Origin of the sequence: Bacteroides sp. UBA939, assembly GCF_002293435.1 — a bacterium.
In the GTDB taxonomy this organism is placed as follows: domain Bacteria; phylum Bacteroidota; class Bacteroidia; order Bacteroidales; family Bacteroidaceae; genus Bacteroides.
Genome location: NZ_DBDF01000224.1, coordinates 1 through 22,535, shown reverse-complemented (window position 1 = coordinate 22,535; position 22,535 = coordinate 1). Strand labels below are relative to the sequence as shown.

Below are 22,535 nucleotides of genomic sequence, written 5' to 3'. Positions count from 1 at the left end.
TGGGAATATTATTTCGTCAATAATCCGTATCCGTTCGTAAGATTCCGGCGTCGTTCTCTGATTTGCTCAAGCGTACGTAAGTTGCCGATAGCGGGCAGATCGTTCTTACGGGCGTTTTGCAAAAATCTCCAGGCATATTCGGAGGCAACGGTTGAATCGTACATCAACGGCAGTTGGGGAGACCTGATACCTGTTTCTATGGAATCAGCGAACAGGTTGCATAGCACATCAATGTTCTTGCCGCCGAAAGGCCGTTCCACATGCAGTGTTTGAGTCACTCCGTGCAAGTCCACGGTGGCGGTGTTGAAGTCATGGGTCATGCGCACGATGCCTTTGGTTCCTATGATATCTACATAAGAATTATGCGTCTGGTCTTTGGACAATTGCCCGTAGACAAAGCCTTGGGTGATATCAAAGACAACTCCGTTCCGGAAAGTGCCGTGGCACTGTATCCACCAGGGATCTTTGTAGTTCCACATATTGATTCCCTGCGCATTCCATGTTTTAAACTCGCTTTCGGCATACCACCGGGTTATGTCTACATAGTGCATTCCGCAGTCATGGAAGGCAGGGCCTTCATATTCATGTCCTTCGCCCGGCGCCAGTCCGGGAGTCATGTGGCAGATACGTATGATGGCCAGTTCGCCGATTTCTCCGTTCCTGATGTACTCTTTCATGAGATTGTGGTACCACGAATTCCGCAGGTACAGGTTTACGGTAGAGAGTACATTGGCATCTTTTATCATATCTATCACTTCCCATTCCGCTTCCATCGTATCGGCAATGGGCTTTTCGGCAATGATATGTTTTCCGTACTGAATGGCTTTTTTAATTTGTCTGGCTCTGGAGTCTGCTAATGCAAAAAGTCCAACGACTTGCACGCTATTGTCGGCGAAAATTTCTTGGTCGGTAGAAACTATTTCTGATTCGGGGGATAGTTCTTTAGCTAATTGTCGGGTTGATGCATCGGCGTCGCAGATATAGGCTATATCCCATCTTCCGCTTTTCTGCATTTCCTCAAAATAAAGTCTCCCCATCCGGCCGAAGCCAATGAGAGCAACTTTTATTTTTCTATCCCGTGAGGTGTGTCTATTCATAAATGGTGTAACAGTATTAAAGTATAAGCAATGTTTATGATGTTATTTTCCCTTGGTTGACTGATGAAAAAAATAGCATTGCAAAGCTAACTAAAAAAATAACGTTTGATGCTACCCATATAACTTTGTGTAGATTGGGTAAATGTTGTTTATGCTGAATGTCAGCGATTTAAGTAGTAGTTGTAGTGGTAAAAATGTAGATTGATTGGACAGGATTTATCTTGCGGATATTACTTTTTTGAAATATTTAATTGGAAATTAATCATAAAATTATAATTTTATTTTCAAATTCGTCGCGGTCTATTGCTGCTTTGTTTCTCATCTTGGTGCGGTAGTTATAAACGGTGCTGATGGAGCAGCGGAGGAAGTTGGCAATCTTTCCGCTATCCGTAATGCCGAGACGCAACAGGGCGTAAATGCGGAGTTCTCTGTTCAACAATGCATCTTGTTTCAGAACTATTTGCTCGTCACTCTTTAGCAAAGCATTGAAGTCGTCCACAAAAGTAGGGTACAGGTCTAAAAAGACTTTATCGAAACGGGCATATAGCAGGTTCAATTCATCATCAATCAGTGCGGACGATTTCAACTTCTGAATCAGTTCATCGTAACATTTGTTGATGGCTATCTTATAGAGTCCATTCTGGTACTTCTCCATCTTATAGATATAGCTGAAACAAATATCGAAGAATTGAGCTATATAATGTTCCTTAATCATGTTGATTTCCGACAACTGATCGTTTTTCTTGTTCAGTTGGCTATTCATTCCATTGAGTTTTTCGTTGAGTTTCAGCAGTTCTTCGTTGCTTTGTACCAATGCTTGCTTTATTTTCAGTGTTTTCTTCATTTGGATATAAATGAGTATCACTAATACGATTAGCAGGAACAGCGTTACGCTGGTGGAAATGAGAAAGGTAATAAGGTTCGATTTGGACTTGGCTTCTTCCGTCTGATAGGCGGCATTGATAATGGAATAGAACTTATATATTTCCATAGCTCGGAAGTGAATGCCGGAAGAAACCACATCGTTAATAACCGATTGGGTAAACTTAAAAGCGTCCGCCAGATTATTCTCTTCGTACATCATCAGCGCCAGTGTCTGCAAAGAAGAAGTTTCGCGGGTAGCATTCCCTATATCGGCGATGGCTGACATCATCAGATACTTTTTCATTTTATCTTCATTCTTCAAGTGCCTGTTCAGCATGGCATACGAATGGGTAATCATGGCATAGTTGGGTGTGCCCACTTTCTCCATATCCAATAGTTCGCGGATAATGTTCTCCGACTTTATAGAATCGCGACTGATATAATAATATGCTCTCGACAGTTTGTAATTGAAAAGTGTTTGGTTAACAGCCAACAACGAGTCTTGGTAAATATCATATTGTTTTCTATACTGATTGTTGGGAGCAGAAATGGAATAGTATTGCCAAAAGCGGGAATGAGTATCATAATAGAGGGGCAATAATGACTGGGGCAACTCTGATGATTTGATATTCTTCAAAATGATTTCCGCCTCTCTGTACTTTCCACACATTGAGTATAGCAGGCTGTGATACAGTGAGGATTGATATATCAAGTAGTTATCATTCAATTGCCGGGCTATTTCACAATTCCTGTCTACATAGTGAAGGGCGGAATCAACTACAAACTTCTTATATTCATTATATAGTTGGGTATTAATGTTGTATTCCAATTCAGGAGTTATGGCAGAATCTCTCAGGAGATGTTTGATTTGGTTGATTCGCTGTTCTTTCTTCTCCACATACAGCGGTTTGTTGTCTATCATTTTATGCAAAGAGTCGGACAATATTTTCAGTTCATTGCTTGCATAAAGAACACTGCCGATTCCCAAAGTAATCAGCAATAGTAATATTCTTCTTTTTAGATAACTATATTTAAGTTTCATAGAGTAGCAGAAGCAGGTAAACACACAATATGCAAATTTAATAAAATCCTTCGTATTTCATGCAGATAAGCATAAAAGAAAACGATTTTTTATGCTATCTATCCGGCAAAAGGTTTATTTCTGCCGGTATCGCTATGAACTGATTCTGTTTAGCCTGTCGTTTAGTACTGATTTATAATAAATCTATCTCTGCGATTGCATAAATCTTTTCGTTCGACGGTTGTCGAATGATTATGCGATATATGTCGAATAATTATTCGACAGCTGTCGAACGCAAATTCGACAACCGTCGAACGAAAAGATTTATGCAAAACGAATATTAGTTCTTAGGGAACAAAGAACTAAATCTTAGTGAATCAACAATTAGTAATCAGCTTAAAAACAATAGGGCAACCGTATCAAAATGACTATATAAAATGTGCAGGAATAAGCTAAATGATTAGTAAAGAGTATCTCTATTAGCTTCGCTGACAGCTTCTCTGATTTCTTCCACTAAGGTACGTTCTCCTCCTCCTTTTCCTCTGTCTTCTTCTCCTCCGCTTCTTCTTTCTCTTCTTCTGTTTCTTGCTCTTCCATTTCTTCATCAGCAAACGGGTTTGGACGTTGAGGTCCATATTCCATGAATGCCACAGAACAAAGAATGCCGGCTATGGCGCCGCTAAGGTGTCCTTCCCACGAAGTTGTTGCTTTGGCAAAAAACGGAAACATATTCCATACGAGGCCGCCATAAAGAAAGGTTACCAGCAGGGAGATAGCGATAAGCGGGACATGCTTTCGCAAAATTCCGCTAAAGAACAAGAAGAACGCTAAACCGTAGATTATTCCGCTGGCGCCGACGTGCCATCCCGCTTTTCCTATAATAAAGGTAAGCGCTCCGCAACCCATCCAGATGGAAAAGAAAATGTAGGGAGCTATCTGACGGTAAAAGTAGAAGAGGCACCATGACAGAAAGAATAGCGGCAGCGTGTTTGCCAGAAGATGCCGCATACTGCCATGCACCAGCGGATGCGCAAAGATGCCGAATACTCCTTTCTTCTCCATAGGATACACCCCTAATCGCGTGAAGTCCCAATCCATGCCAATCTCAAGGAGCTTCATCAGATAGAGAACAAAAATAAGGAACAGCGGAATGACTGCCGCTAAAACAATTCGGCGTATATCATGTTTCATACACTATATCGGTTTCAGTTATTTGGGTACAATGCTACGAATATTTAAGTAAAAATGAAAATAAATGAACTTTTTATTTTGCGTGTAACCTTTAATTCGTATTTTTGGGGATAACTACCGTATCTACCATATATATAATGTGTAGGTATGGAAGATAAATACCTGAATAATTAACCTTTTAAATAATGCACAACTATGAGTTATTTACGATTTGACAAGACTCTGATGATTAATCTGGAAGAATCTCTACCAAGGGAGATACTACGGACAAATAAGTCGGGAGCCTATCATTGTACAACAATTGTAGATTGTAACACACGCAAATACCACGGATTGTTGGTGATTCCTGTCGCCAATCTCGACGATGAGAACCATGTGCTGCTATCTTCTTTGGATGAAACGGTAATTCAGCACGGAGCAGAGTTTAATCTGGGGTTGCATAAGTATCAGGGAAACCACTTTAGTCCCAACGGACATAAGTATATCCGTGGGTTCGATTGCGAAAACATCCCGGCTACAACCTACCGTGTAGGAGGAGTTATCCTCCGTAAAGAAAAGATTTTTGTACATCACGAGAACAGGATTCTGATTCGCTATACCTTGGTTGATGCCCATTCGGCAACCACGCTGCGCTTCCGGCCTTTCCTGGCATTCCGCAGTGTGCGCGAGTACACGCACGAAAATCAGCAGGTTAACCGCGATTACCAGTTGGTGGAAAACGGTATAAAAACCTGTATGTATCCGGGCTATCCCGAACTTTTCATGCAACTGAACAAGAAGAATGAGTTTCATTACCAGCCCGATTGGTACCGTGGTATCGAATACCCCAAAGAACAGGAACGCGGATACGACTTCAACGAAGACCTGTATGTTCCCGGTTATTTCGAAGTAGAGATAAAGAAAGGAGAGAGCGTTGTTTTCTCAGCCGGTGTTTCCGAATGTTCACCGCTCAAACTGAAACAAATGTTCGAGTCGGAAGTTGCCGACCGTACGCCGCGCGACAGTTTCTACCACTGTCTGAAGAATTCGGCGCACCAGTTTCATAACAAGCAGGGAGATAACCACTATATACTGGCGGGCTATCCCTGGTTCAAGTGCCGTGCGCGCGACTTGTTTATCGCTTTGCCCGGTCTTACCCTGGCGATAGATGAACAGGACGAGTTTGAAGATGTGATGGTAACCGCCGAAAAGGCTATCCGCGGATATATCAATGGAGAGCCTTCCGCATATAAGATTTATGAAATGGAAGACCCTGACGTCCTGTTGTGGGCTGTCTGGACTTTGCAACAATATGCCAAGGAAACCTCGCGCGAGCAATGTCGTAAGAAATACGGCAAACTGCTGGAAGACATCATGGAGTATATCTGCGGGCGTAAGCACGACAATCTTTTCCTTCACGAAAACGGTTTGCTTTATGCCAACGGAACAGAGAAACCCGTTACCTGGATGAACTCTACCGCCAACGGGCGTCCGGTGATTCCGCGTACGGGTTATATTGTGGAAGTAAACTCTCTGTGGTACAATGCACTGCGTTTTGTTGCCGACCTGGTACGCGAAGACGGTAATGTTCACCTGGCAGATGCGCTGGACGAACAGGCGGAACTGACAGGAAAGTCTTTTGTTGAAGTATTCCGTAATGAATACGGATATCTGTTTGACTATGTGGATGGATTTATGATGGATTGGAGTGTTCGCCCCAATATGATATTTACCGTTGCATTCGATTATTCTCCGCTGGATCGTACGCAGAAGAAACGAGTGCTTGACATTGTAACGAAAGAGCTGCTTACGCCGAAAGGTGTGCGTAGCCTCAGCCCGAAGAGCGGCGGATATAATCCGAATTATGTAGGCCCGCAGATTCAGAGAGATTATGCCTATCATCAGGGTACGGCATGGCCGTGGCTCATGGGTTTCTATATGGAAGCATACCTGCGCATTTATAAGATGAGCGGAATATCATTTGTGGAACGCTACTTGATAGGCTTCGAAGATGAAATGACGAGTCACTGTATTGGCTCGCTGCCCGAACTCTTTGATGGCAATCCGCCGTTCGAAGGTCGTGGAGCCGTATCTTTTGCCATGAATGTGGCTGAAATACTGCGCATCTTGAAGTTGTTGTCCAAGTATAATTTATAAGAGGAGGAACGAGAATGAAAGTTTTAATGTTTGGATGGGAGTTCCCCCCGCATATCTTAGGTGGATTGGGAACTGCCAGCTATGGTTTGACGAAGGGTATGTCCCAGCAGCAGGATATGGAAATAACCTTCTGCATTCCGAAACCGTGGGGCGATGAAGACCAAAGTTTCCTGCGTATCATAGGAATGAACAGTACCCCTGTCGTATGGCGCGATGTGAATTGGGAGCATGTTCAGGGACGTGTAGGTTCTTATATGAGTCCGCAACTTTACTATGACTTACGCGACCACATCTACGCCGATTTTAGATATCTGAATACCAATGACCTCGGTTGCATTGAGTTCTCCGGTCGTTATCCGGATAATCTGCACGAGGAAATCAATAACTACTCCATTGTGGCGGGAGTTGTGGCCCGCCAACAAGCGTTTGATATGATTCACTCGCACGACTGGCTGACTTATCCGGCGGGTATTCATGCCAAGCAAGTGTCCGGCAAGCCGTTGGTGATACATGTACATGCCACCGACTTTGACCGTAGCCGCGGGAATGTGAATCCTACGGTTTATGCCATTGAGAAAAATGGTATGGATAATGCCGACCACATCATGTGTGTGAGCGAACTGACCCGTCAGACGGTTATCCATAAGTATTTCCAGGACCCGCGCAAGGTTTCTACCGTACACAATGCTGTTTCCCCGCTTCCGCAAGAGATACAGGATATCGTACCGCAAAAGAAACCGAATGAGAAAGTAGTCACTTTCTTAGGACGTATCACTATGCAAAAAGGCCCCGAGTATTTTGTTGAGGCTGCCGCTATGGTATTGCATCGTACACGTGACATCCGTTTCGTGATGGCGGGCAGCGGTGATATGATGGATCAGATGATTCGGCTGGCTGCGCGGCGTGGTATTGCCGACCGCTTCCATTTCCCGGGCTTTATGAAAGGCAAGCAGGTTTACGAAGTGCTGAAAGCGAGTGACGTGTACATTATGCCATCCGTTTCCGAACCATTCGGCATTTCTCCTCTGGAAGCCATGCAGTGCAGTGTGCCTACCATTATATCCAAGCAATCCGGCTGTGCCGAGATTCTGGAGAAATGTATCAAGACCGATTACTGGGACATCCATGCTATGGCAGACGCCATTTATTCCATCTGTACTTATCCGGCTCTTTACGAATATCTACGCGATGAGGGCAAGGAAGAAGTAGATGCCATTAAGTGGGAAGATGTGGGCATGAAAGTGCGCCGCATCTATGAAGAGGTCATAAAGAGAAAATGATAAACTTAAAAAACTTATATAGATATGAGAACCATCTGTCTTTATTTTGAAATACATCAAATCATCCATCTGAAACGTTATCGTTTCTTTGATATAGGTACTAACCACTATTACTACGATGATTATGCCAATGAATTCAGCATAAATGATGTTGCTGAACGTTCGTACATCCCTGCATTGAATACACTTATTGAAATGGCCGGTAATTCCGGCGGTGCATTTAAGGTAGCTTTGTCCATTTCGGGGGTAGCTCTGGAACAATTGGAAATCCATGCTCCTGCAGTTATTGATTTACTGCATCAACTGAATGATACCGGTTGTTGTGAGTTCCTGGCAGAACCTTACTCACATGGTCTTTCTTCTTTGGCCAATGAAGATTGTTTCAAAGAGGAAGTGATGCGCCAGAGTGCTAAGATGAAACAAATGTTTGGCAAAACGCCTAAGGTTTTTCGTAATTCCAGCTTGATTTACTCGGACGAAATCGGTGCGACTGTGGCAAGTATGGGATTCAAAGGTATGCTGACTGAAGGCGCAAAACATGTTCTTGGATGGAAGAGTCCGCACTATGTATATCATTGCAACATAAACCCTAATCTGAAACTGTTGCTGCGTGACTTTAAATTATCGGACGACATCAGTCTGCGTTTCTCTAACTCCGAATGGGGTGAGTATCCCTTGTTTGCAGACAAGTATATCGGTTGGATTGACGCTTTGCCGCAAGAAGAACAAGTCATCAATATCTTTATGGAGTTGTGTGCGCTGGGTATGTTTCAGCCGCTTTCTTCCAACATTCTGGAATTTATGAAAGCGTTGCCTGCTTGTGCTAAGCAAAAAGGTATCACATTCTCTACGCCAACGGAAGTTGTCACTAAGTTGAAACCTGTATCTCAACTGGATGTTCCTTATCCGATGTCGTGGGTGGACGAAGAAAGGGATACCAGTTGTTGGTTGGGTAACACCATGCAACGTGAGGCTTTCAAGAAACTGTATAGCATTGCAGAGCGTGTACAACTGTGCGGCGACCGTCGTATTAAGCAAGACTGGGATTACTTGCAGGCAAGCAATAACTTCCGCTTTATGACCACAAAGAGCTGTGGGATAAGTATGAACCGGGGTATTTATGAATCTCCTTATGATGCTTTCACTAACTATATGAATATATTAGGTGATTTCATCAGGCGGGTAGAATCTCTTTATCCGGTGGATATTGATAACGAGGAATTGAGCGCCCTGCTGACTACCATCAAGAATCAAGGCGATGAAATTGATGAATTGCATAAAGAAGTAGAAAAGTTGCAGGCAAAGCTCGAAAAGGAAAAAGTTGCCGCAAAATCTGCTAAGGCTAAAGCTGCAACCGTATCTGAGGCTAAAGCGACATCCAAGTCTGATTCAACAGCTACATCTGAAGCCAAAGTTCCGGCAACAAAGAAGCCGGCAAAGAAAGTTGCTAAGAAAGAAGTGGTTGGCTAAGCCGCCGATAGGAGTAATACTATAAGGAAAGAGCCTTCTGTCCGGATGATAGGACAGAAGGCTCTTTTATTACATTTACTTAACGTACGTGCGTACGCAAAATCTGTTTTTAACGAGAACTATTAAATGAAGTGTAAGTAACTTCCAACTTCAGAGCGTCACCCTGCGGACCACCTTTCAGCTTGGCATATCCGGGCTTTAAGTCATTCAGAACCCCCGTCATTGTAGGCTGTTGAGTATTGGAATCATAGGTAATGGCAACAGGAACCAAAAGTACCTTATCCCAGTCCTTCGTTTCTTCATCCGTATTCCACTTGTTTTCCCATTCCGCTTCGTTCCAACTGCTGCCGGCTGCTTCTTTCGCTTTCATCCTGGCCGCTTGCTTTTCATTGAGACAAGCATCCACCAAACGGGCAATATTATTGAATGTGTACTGATTTGTAGCTACATTATTATGAGATACGGCATAAGATGTAACATTATCCGGCAGTTTGTTCCCTTCAAAGAAACTCTTGAAGTCCTGTTTACGTAGCAATAATACATAACTTGGAGCGCTCATGCTGAATTTGAATTTACTTTCCTGATTGTAATTGGTGAAAGTAAGTTTCACTGCATTCAGGGTATCACGGGGTAATTCTTTGTAGATGGCATCATAAGGCAAGGTAGCTTCCGTGAAAATTCCTGCAGGAGACTTGATATAAGTATGTCCTTCTTCTTGGGCAAGTTCTTTTATCTTCTCCGAATTAAGGAACTGATTAGCCTGAATAACTTCTTTGGTGGAGGAAAACTCTGTTCTCCATAGAAATCCGGTTTGGTATACGGTTTTAGTGATATCATTCTCATCTGCCACCATGTTTGGCAATCCGGTAGTATCATTCAGGACATAAAACTCATATTGCATTTGCAAATCTACCTGATCTGCATAAAGTATGGTTCCATCGCCATAATCGCTTTTTATATATACACCTTTTAATACATGTTCAATAAAAGCGTCGGAGTTTTTAAAATACTCAGGATGTTCTTTACTTAACTTCAATAACCTGTTCCCAAATTTTTCTTTATCAAGTGTAATAGCGACATGCGGGGAATAGATTTTATTTCCATAACTGTCCACACCAAATCTAACCGAATCAGGTATGCTTGTATCATAAGCGCTGTACGCTTTCCGTCCTAACAGAGCATTCGGATCATATTTATTATAGAACTCTGTCGGGTCAATGTTAGTGTAGCGGTTACGTTCTAACTTCTTATCCAATTGATATGCACTCATGCGGCAGGCATTCAGAGAATCTCCGAACCATGTAGAATAATAGATTATTAAACGTACCCCGGCTACCGTGTCGTCAGTCAGAACCCCGGTCTTACTGTCGAAGTCATATTTCTCGGGAAATTTAAAGTCATCTATACAGTTTAACTCCGTCAAGAAGCTGGACTCATAATATCCAAAGTCCGGATCTGTAAACCTGCCTATATAACCCGTACTGGTTTTGGCATATACGGCATCGGCAACAATAGAACGTGTAGTCACATCGAATAAAGTCGTGTGTACGGAAACACTGTCTGAGCCGGGCAACATGCCTGTTCCCAGTGTACCGGTATTGTCATCGCATCCAAAGAAAGTAAGAACTGCCGAAAGAAGCAGGGTACCTAAATACTTCACTTTCATAATTCTATTTATTATCTTTTTATTTATGTTCTGTTTCCCACACTTTGTCGTAGAACTCGTTACAAGTATCAGCAAAGGTTTCGGGAGATTGATATTCTAAAACAGGTTTTCCTGATTGACGGGCATATTCCATGACCTCTTCGTTAACTTTCTCGCTTTGCTGGATAATACCGTCGGAGTAATCAATTGCCAGCTTGCACAACGTAGCATAGTTTACCGGAAATTTCAGGTTGGCTACATCTTTCTTTATAATGCCTTTCAGCATCAGTTTGTTCACAAAATCAGGGCTGAAAGATTCCTTGAAATCATCTCCATATACGGAAAATACTACCTTCGCATCACGGAATGATGGTTCGTCCTTATATGTTCTCTTGATATATAGAGGAGCCAAAGCGGCTATCCAACCATGGCAATGGATTACGTCCGGACACCAACGCAGTTTCTTTACCGTCTCCAGTACGCCGCGTGCGTAGAAAATGGCACGGCTGTCATTATCGTCATACTCCACACCGTTCTCGTCGGCAGCTTGCAGGCGGTTCTGGAAGTAGTCATCGTTATCAATGAAGTAAACTTGCATGCGGGCTGATTGGATAGAGGCGACCTTTATGATAAGCGGATGGTCAGTATCGTCAATAATCAGATTCATACCGGAGAGACGTATCACTTCGTGTAACTGGTTTCTACGCTCATTGATATTTCCCCACTTGGGCATGAATGTTCTGATCTCTCTGCCTTTTTCCTGAATTGCTTGGGGTAAGTTTCTGCCCACAAGGGACATATCGGATTCCGGTACGTAAGGGGTAATTTCTTGTGTAATAAATAAAACCTTGTTCGCCTTTGTCATAATAACGATGTTCTCAATTATTCTGCAAAGATATAAAAAAAAACGGGGACTTGGACAAATATAACGTCTCTATAATTCCTTATGAATTGTTAACTGCTTGTGTATCAGTGATTATTTGCTCTTATATGGCTTCCTGTGCGGACAAAAGATTTGCATTAATTTGTGATATCTCTTCTTTATATCCCAAATAATAGTTTATTTTGCACCGTTTTTGCGAACAACTTAAGTTAATATACAAGCGATAAAAATGAAAATAGTACATACTATCAAGGACTTGCAGGCCGGACTTTCGGTTTTAAAAGCCCAAGGTAAGAAAGTAGGGTTGGTGCCTACGATGGGTGCTTTGCATGCCGGCCATGCGTCATTAGTGAAACGTTGTGTGGCGGAGAATGGCGTTACGGTAGTGAGTGTTTTCGTAAATCCGACACAGTTTAATGATAAGAGCGACTTGGAGAAGTATCCCCGTACGCCGGAGGCTGATTGTCGTTTGTTGGAGGCTTGCGGTGCGACGTTTGTGTTCGTACCATCGGTGGCGGAGATGTATCCCGAGCCTGATATGCGGCAGTTCAGCTATGCGCCGTTGGATACGGTGATGGAAGGGGCGTTTCGCCCGGGACATTTCAATGGTGTTTGCCAGATTGTGAGTAAGCTGTTTGATGCAGTAACCCCTGACCGTGCTTACTTCGGGGAGAAGGATTTCCAACAATTGGCTATAATCCGTGAGATGGTACGCCGGATGAATTATCCGTTGGAGATAGTGGGTTGCCCCATTGTGCGTGAAAAGGATGGCTTGGCTCTGAGCAGCCGTAACGCACGTTTATCTGCTGCTGAACGCAAAAATGCTTTAAAAATATCGCAAACGTTATTTGAAAGTCGTACCTTTGCAGCGTCTCATACTGTTGCTGAAACTCAGCAGTTTGTGGAAGATGCCATTGCAGCCGCTCCCGGCTTGCGTCTGGAATACTTCGAACTGGTGGACGGCAACACGTTGCAGAAAATTGCCTCTTGGGAAGATACGGCGTATGCCGTAGGATGCATCACGGTGTTCTGTGGTGAGGTTCGCCTGATTGACAATATCAAGTATAAAGAGTAGTAAATCTAAAAAGGGGAGTCAGACCTTATGATGATAGAAGTACTGAAATCTAAAATCCATTGCGCCCGCGTCACGGAAGCCAATCTCAATTATATGGGAAGCATTACGATTGACGAGGATTTATTGGATGCGGCCAATATGATTGCCGGCGAGAAAGTGTACATTGCCGACAACAATAATGGCGAGCGTTTTGAAACCTATATTATTAAAGGTGAACGCGGGTCGGGCAAGATTTGCCTGAATGGTGCGGCGGCGCGTAAGGTGCAGCCGGATGATATCATCATTATTATGTCGTATGCATTGATGGACTTTGAAGAAGCCAAGTCGTTTAAGCCGGTGGTGATTTTCCCTGATCCGGCAACGAACAAGGTGGTGAAATAAGGGTGGCTTTGTTCGCGTAATCTTGATGCGGTTTCGGGAGATACGATAATAATGTTTCGGGAAGTAAGATATAGCGAGAGGAGTAATGCAGATTACTCCTCTTTTTTTATGAAATTAATTTCTTAGACGCAGATGACGCAGATGACACGGCTCTCTTTTTACCTTTCGGATTGGGTAGCATAGCGCAGCATTCAAAAATCCGCGTTATCTGCGTCATCCGCGTCTAAAAAATACTTGTACACAGGAAAGGAATTCCTATTTCAATTGCTCATTCATCGCCGCCGCCGCCTTGCGACCGTCGCCCATAGCAAGGATAACCGTTGCCCCGCCACGTACAATATCACCGCCGGCATAAATCGTCGGGATGGACGATTGCATATTCTCGTTCACGGCAATCGTGCCTTTGCGTCCCATCTCCAGACCCGGAATGGACGAAGGTACAATCGGGTTAGGGGATACGCCTACGCTGACGATGGCCAGGTCAATGTCGATAGTTATCGTTGCACCCGGAATGGGGACAGGACTACGACGTCCGGAAGCATCCGGTTCGCCAAGCTCCATCTTTTGCAGAATGACTTGTTTCACTTTTCCCTGCTCGTCGGCAATGTACTCAATGGGGTTGTGCAGCGTAAGGAACTCCACACCTTCTTCTTTGGCATGTTTCACCTCTTCGATACGTGCAGGCATCTCTTCTTCAGAGCGGCGGTAGATAATCATGGCACGCTCTGCACCCAGACGGCGTGCGGTACGTACCGAGTCCATCGCTGTATTTCCACCACCGATGACGGCTACGTTCTTTCCGAAAGGCACCGGCGTGTCAGAGTCTTCACTGGCGGCGTCCATCAGGTTGACGCGCGTCAGGTATTCGTTGGACGACAGGATGTTGATGGAATTCTCGCCCGGAATGTTCATAAAGTTAGGCAATCCGGCGCCGGAGGCTACGAATACTCCTTTGAAACCGTCCTCTTCCAACTGTTCCACGCTGAGGGTTTTGCCGATGATGCAATCCTTTATAAAGCTGACACCCATCCTGGAGAGGTTGTCAATCTCTACGTCCACCACCTTGTTAGGCAGGCGGAATTCGGGGATACCATATTTTAATACGCCGCCAATCTCGTGCAGTGCCTCGAATACGGTTACGTCATAGCCGTATTTTGCCATATCTCCTGCAAAGGAAAGTCCGGCGGGACCGGAACCGATAACAGCTACCTTGATACCATTCTTTTCCTTGATTTCCGGAACGGAGATTTGTCCGCTTTCGCGTTCATAGTCGGCTGCAAAGCGTTCCAGGTAACCGATGGCTACCGGCTGCTCGTTCATTTTCAAGTGGATACACTTGGCTTCGCACTGTTTTTCCTGTGGGCAGACGCGACCGCAAACGGCAGGCAGGGCACTGGTTTCTTTCAGCGTCTTGGCGGCTTCAAGGATTTCTCCGCGTTCGATGTTCTTGATGAAGCGCGGAATGTCGATGCCTACGGGACAGCCTTCCATACAGCCCGGGTTGGCACAGTCCAGACAGCGTTTGGCTTCTGTAAGTGCCTGTTCCTCAGTCAGTCCGCGGTTTACTTCTTCCTTGCGGCTGTGCGAGCGGTATTCTGCGTCGAGTTCGTTCATCGTGACACGTGGGATGGCGGTGCGTTCTTTCGGCTTCATCGTTTTGCGAAGTTCCAGGCGCCATGCGGCGTTACGGCTTTTTTCGTCCGCCGCCGGAGTTGCTTTACATGCTTCACTATCAGTAAGTTTCTGCATTTCTTCGCGTTCGATGCTCTTGAAGGCGCCCATGCGTTTCAGCATTTCGTCGAAGTCTACCTGATGGCCGTCAAACTCCGGTCCGTCCACGCATACGAACTTGGTTTTTCCGCCGATAGTAATGCGACAGGCGCCGCACATGCCGGTACCGTCCACCATGATGGTGTTCAGTGACACGTCTGTCGGGATATCGTATTTCTTGGTCAGCAAACAAACAAACTTCATCATGATGGCGGGGCCGATGGCGAAGCATTTGTCTACTTTCTCCCGTTTGATGACTTCTTCTACGCCTTCGGTCACCAGTCCTTTGCGACCGTAGGAGCCGTCGTCGGTCATGATGATGACTTCGTCGGAGCTTTTGCGCATTTCTTTTTCGAGGATAATGAGTTCCTTGCTGCGTCCGGCAAGTACGGTAATCACGCGGTTGCCGGCAGCCTTCAGGGCTTGTACAATGGGTAGCATGGGGGCTACGCCTACGCCGCCGCCGGCGCACACTACTGTTCCGAAGTTCTCGATATGGGTGGCTTGTCCCAACGGGCCTACTACGTCGGTGATGTAGTCGCCTTCATTCAGTTGGCAAAGGCGGGTGGAGGAGAGGCCTACTTCCTGTACTACCAAAGTGATAGTTCCGCGTACGGGGTCTGCCGCAGCAATCGTCAGTGGCATACGTTCGCCTTTCTCGCCTACGCGTATAATGACAAAGTGTCCTGCTTTACGAGATTTGGCAATCAGAGGCGCCTCAATTTCCAGTTTGAATACTTTTTCAGAGAAATGTTGTTTGCTAATTATTTTGTTCATTATCTATGAAATTTGTTGGTATAATGATGTATTTGCTTTCAGATTGTTACGGCGTGCAAAGATATGGCTTATTTGGGAAAATAAAAAAGGAATTGGAGAAAACTATGTGGACGGGCAACTAATAACCATAAATAGTGTTTTTAATAAATCTTTGGAGCGTTTTTAAAGAATGTAGCCAACGTTTTTAAAGAATACGGTCAACGTTTTTAAAGAATGTGACCAACGTTTATTAATTATGCGAATCAGGAGTTAGAGTAGTTAAAGGAGTTATCAGCCCTCAANNNTATCAGTAACCAGACTATCGGCTTTAACTCCCATAACTACTGAGCGAAGCGATAACTCCTTTAACTACTGATTCACGTTAATAGCGAAAAAAGGGGCTTGAAACCTGTCACTGATATATTCCAGTGACTCTCTGCATCACGGACGAAATGGGGTGACGCGTTGATAAGGATTTGAAAAGTTCATACAGATGTGGTGGCTGTATTAATGACAGTATGCGAAGACGCCATGCAACTGCACTGAAAAAGAAGCGGTAACTTGAAAAGCAGAATTACTCCAATACCGACTTTCTGTTTAAGTCAGAATACGGGTAATGTCCTTTCTCTTTCAATTTCTCTATCAGTTTGCTGCCACCATTTTTCATTGCATATTCCATTTCATCGCGGAAAACCTCCATAACCAGCAGTAATCCATGTTTGCTATCACCTATTCTGAATTCTTTTCCGTCCGGTTTCCATTCGTCGAATATCAGGCATGTATTAGGTTCTTCTTCGTCCTGAGGAATCTCGGCGGTTTCAAGAGGTTCTAATTTTGCTTCAAAAGAGTAAAAGCCAATAGTTGTAAAAATACCACATATTCTTCTTTCTATCGGGCTAAAAGGGTGGCGTTCATCATCGGAGACCATAAGTGGCAACCGGGTGAAGGCTACTAATTCATAAGTTCCTGTCCTGTTCGGTATAGGCCCTGTTCCATCCGGGTTAATCAATTCCATTGTGGCGAATCCGGTTCCTTCTATTCCGTTGGGGAAATAATACATATCAACGGCTCCGCCTACAGAGAACGGGATGATTGCATGTCCTACACTGTCGTGCATTTTTTCCAATACGTATTCTAATCCTTCCTGTTTTTGTTCGCCATGTATTTCATATTCTTCAGGCGTGAATTCTTTCTGAATAACTTCTTTAGGGGATTTTTTGCGTCCGAATAAATTCTTTAGAAAACTCATATCGTTTCTTTGATAAGTAAATGATTGTAATTAGTTTATACTATAAGATAAGTAAACATGAGTACTTACTTTAAATAATAGTATAGATTTCCTCAGCCTTGAATTGTGGGAGCTTTTTAATCAATCATCTCGAATCCCGTGTACGGTACCAGCGCCTTGGGGATGCGGATACCTTCCGGTGTCTGATTGTTTTCCAGCAAGGCGGCAACAATGCGGGGCAATGCCAGTGCAGAACCATTCAGCGTGTGGCAAAGCTCTGTTTTCTTTTCTCCGCTGCGGTAACGGCATTTCAGGCGGTTGGCCTGGTAGGTATCGAAATTGGATACCGAACTTACTTCCAACCAGCGCTTCTGAGCTTCGGAATATACCTCGAAGTCGAAGCAAAGAGCAGCCGTAAAGCTCATGTCACCACCACAGAGGCGAAGAATGCGATACGGCAGTTCCAGCTTCTGCAACAAACCTTCTACATGTTCCAGCATCTCCTGGTGGGACTGTCTTGAATGTTCCGGCTTGTCAATCCGCACTATCTCTACTTTGGAGAACTCGTGCAGGCGGTTCAATCCGCGTACATCCTTACCATAAGAGCCTGCTTCGCGGCGGAAGCACTGTGTGTATGCGCAGTTCTTGATGGGGAGTTGTTTCTCTTCCAGAATTACATCGCGGTAAATGTTGGTCACAGGCACTTCTGCCGTTGGAATAAGATATAAATCATCTACTTCGCAATGATACATTTGGCCTTCTTTATCGGGCAATTGACCTGTACCGTAACCGGAAGCAGCATTTATCACAGTCGGCGGCATAATCTCCAGATATCCGGCTTTGCGGGCTTCGTCCAGGAAGAAGTTGATAAGAGCGCGCTGCAACTGTGCGCCTTTTCCTTTGTAAACCGGGAAACCGGCTCCTGTAATCTTCACGCCCAAGTCAAAGTCAATCAAATCATATTTCTTTGTCAGTTCCCAGTGGGGCAGTGCGTCTTTGGGGAGTTCGGTTTCCATACCTCCGGTCTTTTCCACTACGTTGTCTTCGGCGCTCTTGCCTTCGGGCACTTCATCATAAGGTACATTCGGAATGGTATAGAGCAGATTCTGCATATCTACGGCTGCCTGGTCCATCTCGGCCTGTAGGGTTTTGTTGGTTTCCTTCAGTTCGGCTACATGGTTTTTGGCAGTTTCGGCTTCCTCTTTCTTTCCCTCTTTCATCAGTTGCCCGATGGATTTGGAGAGTGAGTTTACTTCTGAGAGGTTATTATCTAATACAGCTTGGGTGCTGCGACGTTTGTCGTTATACGCAACTACTTGGTCTATTGCTTCTTTGGCATTTTTGAAATGCTTCTTTTCCAGTCCGCAGATTACTGCGTCTGTATTCTCTGTAATTTGTTTGATGGTGAGCATATCTTGACTACTTTGTTTTGATTAAAACCTTGATTTGAGAGGACAAAGATAGTGTAAATCAGAAGTAATGCAAAAGAGAAACTTGCTTATTTTTAGTATCGCGATATGGCTTGTCCTCAATTTGCTAATATTTATACGGCTTGCGTGGTTCCACTCCATCAGCTAAACAGTTTATAGCAAAGCCGGAAAAAGTTCAAAGGATAAATGCAACCGGATTTTCGGAATGCCCCAGGTCGGGTCATTCTGTTACAAGCGCAACGCTCCTATTATAAAAAGAAAGGGGATGCAACCTACCGGTTTGCATCCCTTTTTAATCTCTTATTCTGAGGCTTACGCTTCTACCTTTTCAGTAGGAACTATAGATACATAACGTCTATCTTCTCTACCTACTTTGAACTGTACAGTTCCGTCTACTAAAGCGAAAAGAGTGTGGTCTCTACCCATGCCGATGTTGTTTCCCGGATGGAATTCAGTACCTCTTTGACGAACGATGATGTTACCTGCCTTGCAAACTTCGCCACCAAATATCTTAACGCCTAATCTCTTGCTATGTGATTCGCGGCCGTTCTTAGAACTACCGACACCTTTTTTATGTGCCATTTCTTCTTACTGTTTTAAATTGATTAAGCTACTACTTCTGTAATTGTTAACTCTGTGAACTGTTGACGGTGACCGTTCAACTTGCGATGACCTTTTCTTCTTTTCTTGTGGAAAACAAGAACTTTGTCACCTTTTACCATGCTTGATACAATCTGGCAAACTACTTTTGCGCCTTCTACAGTGGGAGCGCCTACGGTGATAGCACCGTCATTGTCTACCAAAAGAACCTTGTCAAACTCTACTGTCGTACCGTTTTCTGCATTCTGAATGTGGTGTACAAACAGTTTTCTGCCAGCTTCTGCTTTAAATTGCTGACCGTTAATTTCTACAATTGCGTACATTGTCTTATAATAATGTATAAGTTAGCTCCGTCGGGTGGTCTCTAATCACTTAGAAAGCACTTTGTTGAACCCGGTGCGGAATAATCGGGCACAAAAGTACTTTTTTCCTTCGGAATGGGCAAATGTTTCTTCTCCTTTTTCTAAAGAAGTTGCATTTATATTTGAGGAAGTTATATTTATGGAGGTTTTTACCTGTGTCATTTTTACCTGCAGGTTAAAGCATCGGAACGGAATTCATCTCACGAGGCAAAGAAATCCGTCTCACGAGACAAAGAAATTCATCCCGTGAGACGAAAAAATCCGTCCCATGAGACGAAAAAATTCGTCTCGTGAGATGAAAAAATCCGTCCCGTGGGACGAAAAAATTCGTCTCGTGAGACGGATTTTCTTGTCTCATGAGAGCGCTGCTTATTCCCTGCGTAATATTGAAATCTTTGCAGAATGACAGAAGTCAATCTCCTATTTATATAGCTGACATTTTGTATTTTTAATCGGCTGAGAATGCGATATTTCCGCCCGAAGGCAGGGACGGTTGGAAATACGGAAGTAAAAATCCGTATCTGACTGACAGATAATGTGATATCGAAATCCGTACATCTCTAAAAAAATGCGAAACCCTCTTCCGGGGGGATTATAATGGCTTATTTTTATCATCAATATGTGGCTTTTGTACGGGATATATGTGGTTTTCGTACGGCATATATGTGGTTCGCGCACCGGATATATGTGGTTCACGCACGATATATATCCCGTTCGCGTACCGGATATTGCCGTTCGTGCTCCATATATTATAGTTCGTGCGGGAACAAACAATTATTGCATAAATATCGTATATCGGTTGCGATTTATACGAAATACTTGCATATATATTCACTGTCTCGTGTCTGTAGTTTCTATTTCTTCCTCTTTCAATGAAAGGGTGAGTCGGTAAAAATGCGCTTTTACTGTCTTTTTGCAAAGAAGTATTGCTTTTCTGCTTACAATTCGCCACCACTTACAAAACCTGTACCTTCTGTTCCAAAACACTCTCCTGTTCCGAGTACCCCCTTACTATATACATGCCTTTGGGCAGGAATGAAGTATCAATACTTATTTCTTCCTGCCTGAAAAGATTGCTGTACAGCATTTCTCCTGTTACGCTATACACTACGATTTGCAGGGCGTCGAATGACTTGGAGGTTTTTATAAACAGCCGCTCCCCGCGTTTTACCGGATTGGGGTAGGTGTACGATGTCTTCCTGTTACTCTCCGGCTTTTCTATTCCCGTTCCTTGGGGCGGAGTGGCAAATTTGGACAGCAATCGGATGTACGCCACCTGGTAACCGCACGACGGTTCGGTGATTGACCAGGAGTTCAGCGGCCAACTGGTATTAAAGTCCTTGTACATCTTTGCCGACGGTTCGTTTACCGGAACGGGTTCCGACAGACACATTGCGTTGTTTGCAGGAGAACCGCATCCGTTGTTATCGCAACAACCATCCCAAGTGTACGATTCATTAGGCCCGCCGGACAAATATCCGGGAGCAGGGCCGTAGGTCGATACGCCTGTTTTGTCCCACTTATCACTGTAATGGTCAAACCAGGTATGATAGATTTCCGTCAGGCTTTTGGAAGCGCCGTACTTGTTCATGTTAGTCAGGTAGGCCGTATTCAGCGGGTTCGTTCCATGAATATAGTGGATATAATCCTCGGCCGTATCATAGTAAAGATCTGATTTTGAAGGCTCTATGTCATGCGTCGCCCATAAGTAGAAAGTAAGCCCGTAATCGGATTTATATTGGTTTGAACCCCAATTATAGTCTAAGATGAAAGAACGGTATCCGTCTTTGCCTACTTTGCCCGCATAATCGTCGGATTTATTGAACGCTTGTAGCAGATGTTCCCTGATGTTGTTTTTGATTGTTGCCGAACCATACGCGGCGTTCAGGTATCGCACGTAAAGCAGATGTTGCTTGTGCCAGTATTGCCCCATGTAGGCTGACCACATAAATAGCGGGAAGTTCTTGTATTCTTTTTCAAAGACTGATAAATAAGTCGCTTCGCCGGTCAACTCATACAAATAAAGCCCTGCGGTAGATTTAAGTTCCATACGTGTGTTGCTGTTGTCGTTGTCGCCTATCTCCTGGTCGCCTGCCCCAAGCCCGGTTGAGCCGTTGGATGCGCTGTTGTTATGGAAGATTACTTTCGGGTTCTCATCCGCCCACTTCCAGGCTTTCAATGCGGCTTCTTTCAGCGTTGCGGCATATTCGTCCATTCCTATTCTATCATATACGATGGCTCCCAGTGCGAAAGCCTTGGCAGAAGTAATGGTGGCAACCGTATTTGCGGGACCGTACAGGCTTTGCCCCGTTGCTGCCGACGGCGGAAACGCGGAACTTAACCCGACGAGGCTCAACAGCGAACCGTCACTGTTCTGCATACGCAATAGCCAGTCCATTCCCCATTTGGCTTCGTCCAATATATCCGGAATGCCGTTGCCCGACTCCGGAATGTTGTAATCGTCCGCAAATACATCCGGGTTATCCTCGTAAGCCAGTAAAAACGCCTCAACATAATTTGCTGTCCAAGCCGTATATTTATTGTAGTCGCCCGCATCATACCAGCCGCCTTGCAAGTCTCTTTCGGTTGAAGCGTCGTTCTTTTTGTTATACAGCCGGCAGTTCCTGTCCTGAAGAGGGCCGACATGACTGGCGCCATCCGCCCAACCTTTTCCTGCGAAGCGTTCTTCTTTTTCAAATCCGGCGCGTTGGTAGTAGAACATGCGTATGGCATGTTTCAACACATCGTTATAAACATCTTCTTTTATAGAGAAAGAGTATGAACGCAGATTATTGCCGGCATCTTTTATATAGTAAGTACCCGGCCGTGTTACGGACGAGAAGTCGAACCACCATATCTTGTCGCCCGAAGCGCTGTCCGTACTGCCATTGTTGAACATCACCGGCGAACCCTCAAAAACAGATTGTCCGCTTTCGGTGTCTATTACCTGGTAAACACTTCCCGGGTTGATTGATTTGTTTTTGTCGGAACCTTGCTGCGGGTTTTTTATTACGGCAGTCTTCTTTGCCGGCGGGCGGTAACCGAACTGGTCGATGGTTATCAAGTCGGAGAGTTGCTGTCCGAAGCTATTCGCCGGGAAAAGCGACAGCAGGATAAGAATCCGGAAGGCTTTGAAAGGGAAGTACGTTTTCATATTCATATTATATAATAGGTGGCACATTGCAAAGCAAAGATATGGATAAATCCGTCTTGGCGGAAGAAAACACTTTGTTATCAGGGGTATGGAATGTTTCAAATATGTTATCTTATCGTATGCAATGATAACTTATGGGGAATAATAAGTAGCTGTTCATAATTAGTTTATACTAATTATGAACAGCTACTT

17 protein-coding genes are annotated in these 22,535 nt (G+C 44.3%); 6 read left to right on the top strand and 11 right to left on the bottom strand.

What is annotated here, in order from left to right; all coding sequences use genetic code 11:
* Positions 1 to 8: 8 nt before the first annotated feature.
* The 3 genes from B2Z67_RS14760 to B2Z67_RS14750 all read right to left on the bottom strand — a co-directional run bounded on the left by B2Z67_RS14760 (position 9) and on the right by B2Z67_RS14750 (position 4,173).
* The gene (locus B2Z67_RS14760) at positions 9 to 1,097 is read right to left on the bottom strand and encodes a Gfo/Idh/MocA family protein (RefSeq protein WP_291530607.1); all 1,089 of its coding nucleotides are present in this window, start codon (positions 1,095 to 1,097) and stop codon (positions 9 to 11) included.
* A gap of 262 nt (positions 1,098 to 1,359) precedes the next feature.
* A complete protein-coding gene (locus tag B2Z67_RS14755; RefSeq protein ID WP_291530606.1) occupies positions 1,360 to 3,003 on the bottom strand; it encodes a DUF6377 domain-containing protein in 1,644 nt (547 codons plus the stop codon).
* Between the two features lie 492 nt (positions 3,004 to 3,495).
* Positions 3,496 to 4,173 carry a rhomboid family intramembrane serine protease gene (locus B2Z67_RS14750; RefSeq protein WP_291530605.1) on the bottom strand — a complete coding sequence of 226 codons (678 nt, stop codon included), beginning with the start codon at positions 4,171 to 4,173 and terminating at the stop codon, positions 3,496 to 3,498.
* Between the two features lie 195 nt (positions 4,174 to 4,368).
* Here B2Z67_RS14750 and B2Z67_RS14745 point away from each other — a divergent pair, with 195 nt between their 5' ends.
* The 3 genes from B2Z67_RS14745 to B2Z67_RS14735 are packed head-to-tail and all read left to right on the top strand — an operon-like array spanning position 4,369 to position 9,059.
* Complete coding sequence (locus B2Z67_RS14745) at positions 4,369 to 6,309, top strand: glycogen debranching enzyme N-terminal domain-containing protein (RefSeq protein ID WP_291530604.1); 1,941 nt, start codon at positions 4,369 to 4,371, stop codon at positions 6,307 to 6,309.
* Positions 6,310 to 6,323: 14 nt separating this feature from the next.
* Positions 6,324 to 7,589 (top strand): glycosyltransferase family 4 protein, encoded by a 1,266-nt coding sequence (locus B2Z67_RS14740; protein WP_291530603.1) that lies wholly within the window; start codon positions 6,324 to 6,326, stop codon positions 7,587 to 7,589.
* A 24-nt stretch (positions 7,590 to 7,613) separates the two neighbouring features.
* Positions 7,614 to 9,059 carry a glycoside hydrolase family 57 protein gene (locus B2Z67_RS14735; RefSeq protein ID WP_291530602.1) on the top strand — a complete coding sequence of 482 codons (1,446 nt, stop codon included), beginning with the start codon at positions 7,614 to 7,616 and terminating at the stop codon, positions 9,057 to 9,059.
* Between the two features lie 109 nt (positions 9,060 to 9,168).
* On the opposite strand, the gene B2Z67_RS14730 is transcribed toward B2Z67_RS14735, so the two are convergent.
* Together B2Z67_RS14730 and B2Z67_RS14725 are read right to left on the bottom strand one after the other, a co-directional pair.
* The gene (locus B2Z67_RS14730) at positions 9,169 to 10,725 is read right to left on the bottom strand and encodes a DUF4270 domain-containing protein (RefSeq protein ID WP_291530601.1); all 1,557 of its coding nucleotides are present in this window, start codon (positions 10,723 to 10,725) and stop codon (positions 9,169 to 9,171) included.
* Between the two features lie 19 nt (positions 10,726 to 10,744).
* Positions 10,745 to 11,569: a glycogen/starch synthase gene (locus B2Z67_RS14725; RefSeq protein WP_291530600.1), complete on the bottom strand. Its 825-nt coding sequence runs from the start codon at positions 11,567 to 11,569 to the stop codon at positions 10,745 to 10,747.
* 247 nt (positions 11,570 to 11,816) lie between these two features.
* Here B2Z67_RS14725 and panC point away from each other — a divergent pair, with 247 nt between their 5' ends.
* Together panC and panD are read left to right on the top strand one after the other, a co-directional pair.
* The gene (gene panC, locus B2Z67_RS14720) at positions 11,817 to 12,662 is read left to right on the top strand and encodes a pantoate--beta-alanine ligase (RefSeq protein WP_291530599.1); all 846 of its coding nucleotides are present in this window, start codon (positions 11,817 to 11,819) and stop codon (positions 12,660 to 12,662) included.
* A gap of 27 nt (positions 12,663 to 12,689) precedes the next feature.
* Positions 12,690 to 13,043: an aspartate 1-decarboxylase gene (panD, locus tag B2Z67_RS14715; protein ID WP_291530598.1), complete on the top strand. Its 354-nt coding sequence runs from the start codon at positions 12,690 to 12,692 to the stop codon at positions 13,041 to 13,043.
* A gap of 255 nt (positions 13,044 to 13,298) precedes the next feature.
* Here the strand turns inward: panD and B2Z67_RS14710 are convergent, their stop codons facing one another.
* The 5 genes from B2Z67_RS14710 to rplU all read right to left on the bottom strand — a co-directional run bounded on the left by B2Z67_RS14710 (position 13,299) and on the right by rplU (position 19,150).
* A complete protein-coding gene (locus B2Z67_RS14710) occupies positions 13,299 to 15,590 on the bottom strand; it encodes a bifunctional dihydroorotate dehydrogenase B NAD binding subunit/NADPH-dependent glutamate synthase (protein ID WP_291530597.1) in 2,292 nt (763 codons plus the stop codon).
* A 553-nt stretch (positions 15,591 to 16,143) separates the two neighbouring features.
* Positions 16,144 to 16,818, bottom strand: coding sequence for a suppressor of fused domain protein (locus B2Z67_RS14705; RefSeq protein ID WP_291530596.1), 675 nt, complete (start codon positions 16,816 to 16,818; stop codon positions 16,144 to 16,146).
* A gap of 116 nt (positions 16,819 to 16,934) precedes the next feature.
* The gene (gene serS, locus B2Z67_RS14700; RefSeq protein WP_291530595.1) at positions 16,935 to 18,209 is read right to left on the bottom strand and encodes a serine--tRNA ligase; all 1,275 of its coding nucleotides are present in this window, start codon (positions 18,207 to 18,209) and stop codon (positions 16,935 to 16,937) included.
* A gap of 330 nt (positions 18,210 to 18,539) precedes the next feature.
* Positions 18,540 to 18,809, bottom strand: coding sequence for a 50S ribosomal protein L27 (gene rpmA / locus B2Z67_RS14695; protein WP_291530594.1), 270 nt, complete (start codon positions 18,807 to 18,809; stop codon positions 18,540 to 18,542).
* Positions 18,810 to 18,832: 23 nt separating this feature from the next.
* On the bottom strand, positions 18,833 to 19,150 hold the full coding sequence (rplU, locus tag B2Z67_RS14690) for a 50S ribosomal protein L21 (protein WP_291530593.1): 318 nt from the start codon (positions 19,148 to 19,150) through the stop codon (positions 18,833 to 18,835).
* Positions 19,151 to 19,457: 307 nt separating this feature from the next.
* Between rplU and B2Z67_RS14685 the strand changes: the two genes are divergently transcribed.
* Positions 19,458 to 19,595 (top strand): hypothetical protein, encoded by a 138-nt coding sequence (locus B2Z67_RS14685; RefSeq protein WP_291530592.1) that lies wholly within the window; start codon positions 19,458 to 19,460, stop codon positions 19,593 to 19,595.
* Between the two features lie 549 nt (positions 19,596 to 20,144).
* Here the strand turns inward: B2Z67_RS14685 and B2Z67_RS14680 are convergent.
* Positions 20,145 to 22,343, bottom strand: coding sequence for a glycoside hydrolase family 9 protein (locus B2Z67_RS14680; RefSeq protein ID WP_291530591.1), 2,199 nt, complete (start codon positions 22,341 to 22,343; stop codon positions 20,145 to 20,147).
* Between the last annotated feature and the right edge of the window lie 192 nt (positions 22,344 to 22,535).

What these genes read in the sequence shown, in the direction of transcription:
- B2Z67_RS14755 (WP_291530606.1), bottom strand. Translation starts at nt 3,003, where the DNA reads ATGAAACTTAAATATAGTTATCTAAAAAGAAGAATATTACTATTGCTG.
- serS (WP_291530595.1), bottom strand. Translation starts at nt 18,209, where the DNA reads ATGCTCACCATCAAACAAATTACAGAGAATACAGACGCAGTAATCTGC.
- B2Z67_RS14735 (WP_291530602.1), top strand. Translation starts at nt 7,614, where the DNA reads ATGAGAACCATCTGTCTTTATTTTGAAATACATCAAATCATCCATCTG.
- B2Z67_RS14760 (WP_291530607.1), bottom strand. Translation starts at nt 1,097, where the DNA reads ATGAATAGACACACCTCACGGGATAGAAAAATAAAAGTTGCTCTCATT.
- B2Z67_RS14740 (WP_291530603.1), top strand. Translation starts at nt 6,324, where the DNA reads ATGAAAGTTTTAATGTTTGGATGGGAGTTCCCCCCGCATATCTTAGGT.
- B2Z67_RS14750 (WP_291530605.1), bottom strand. Translation starts at nt 4,173, where the DNA reads ATGAAACATGATATACGCCGAATTGTTTTAGCGGCAGTCATTCCGCTG.
- B2Z67_RS14705 (WP_291530596.1), bottom strand. Translation starts at nt 16,818, where the DNA reads ATGAGTTTTCTAAAGAATTTATTCGGACGCAAAAAATCCCCTAAAGAA.
- rplU (WP_291530593.1), bottom strand. Translation starts at nt 19,150, where the DNA reads ATGTACGCAATTGTAGAAATTAACGGTCAGCAATTTAAAGCAGAAGCT.
- panD (WP_291530598.1), top strand. Translation starts at nt 12,690, where the DNA reads ATGATGATAGAAGTACTGAAATCTAAAATCCATTGCGCCCGCGTCACG.
- B2Z67_RS14745 (WP_291530604.1), top strand. Translation starts at nt 4,369, where the DNA reads ATGAGTTATTTACGATTTGACAAGACTCTGATGATTAATCTGGAAGAA.
- B2Z67_RS14710 (WP_291530597.1), bottom strand. Translation starts at nt 15,590, where the DNA reads ATGAACAAAATAATTAGCAAACAACATTTCTCTGAAAAAGTATTCAAA.
- B2Z67_RS14725 (WP_291530600.1), bottom strand. Translation starts at nt 11,569, where the DNA reads ATGACAAAGGCGAACAAGGTTTTATTTATTACACAAGAAATTACCCCT.
- B2Z67_RS14680 (WP_291530591.1), bottom strand. Translation starts at nt 22,343, where the DNA reads ATGAAAACGTACTTCCCTTTCAAAGCCTTCCGGATTCTTATCCTGCTG.
- rpmA (WP_291530594.1), bottom strand. Translation starts at nt 18,809, where the DNA reads ATGGCACATAAAAAAGGTGTCGGTAGTTCTAAGAACGGCCGCGAATCA.
- B2Z67_RS14730 (WP_291530601.1), bottom strand. Translation starts at nt 10,725, where the DNA reads ATGAAAGTGAAGTATTTAGGTACCCTGCTTCTTTCGGCAGTTCTTACT.
- B2Z67_RS14685 (WP_291530592.1), top strand. Translation starts at nt 19,458, where the DNA reads ATGAGACGAAAAAATTCGTCTCGTGAGATGAAAAAATCCGTCCCGTGG.
- panC (WP_291530599.1), top strand. Translation starts at nt 11,817, where the DNA reads ATGAAAATAGTACATACTATCAAGGACTTGCAGGCCGGACTTTCGGTT.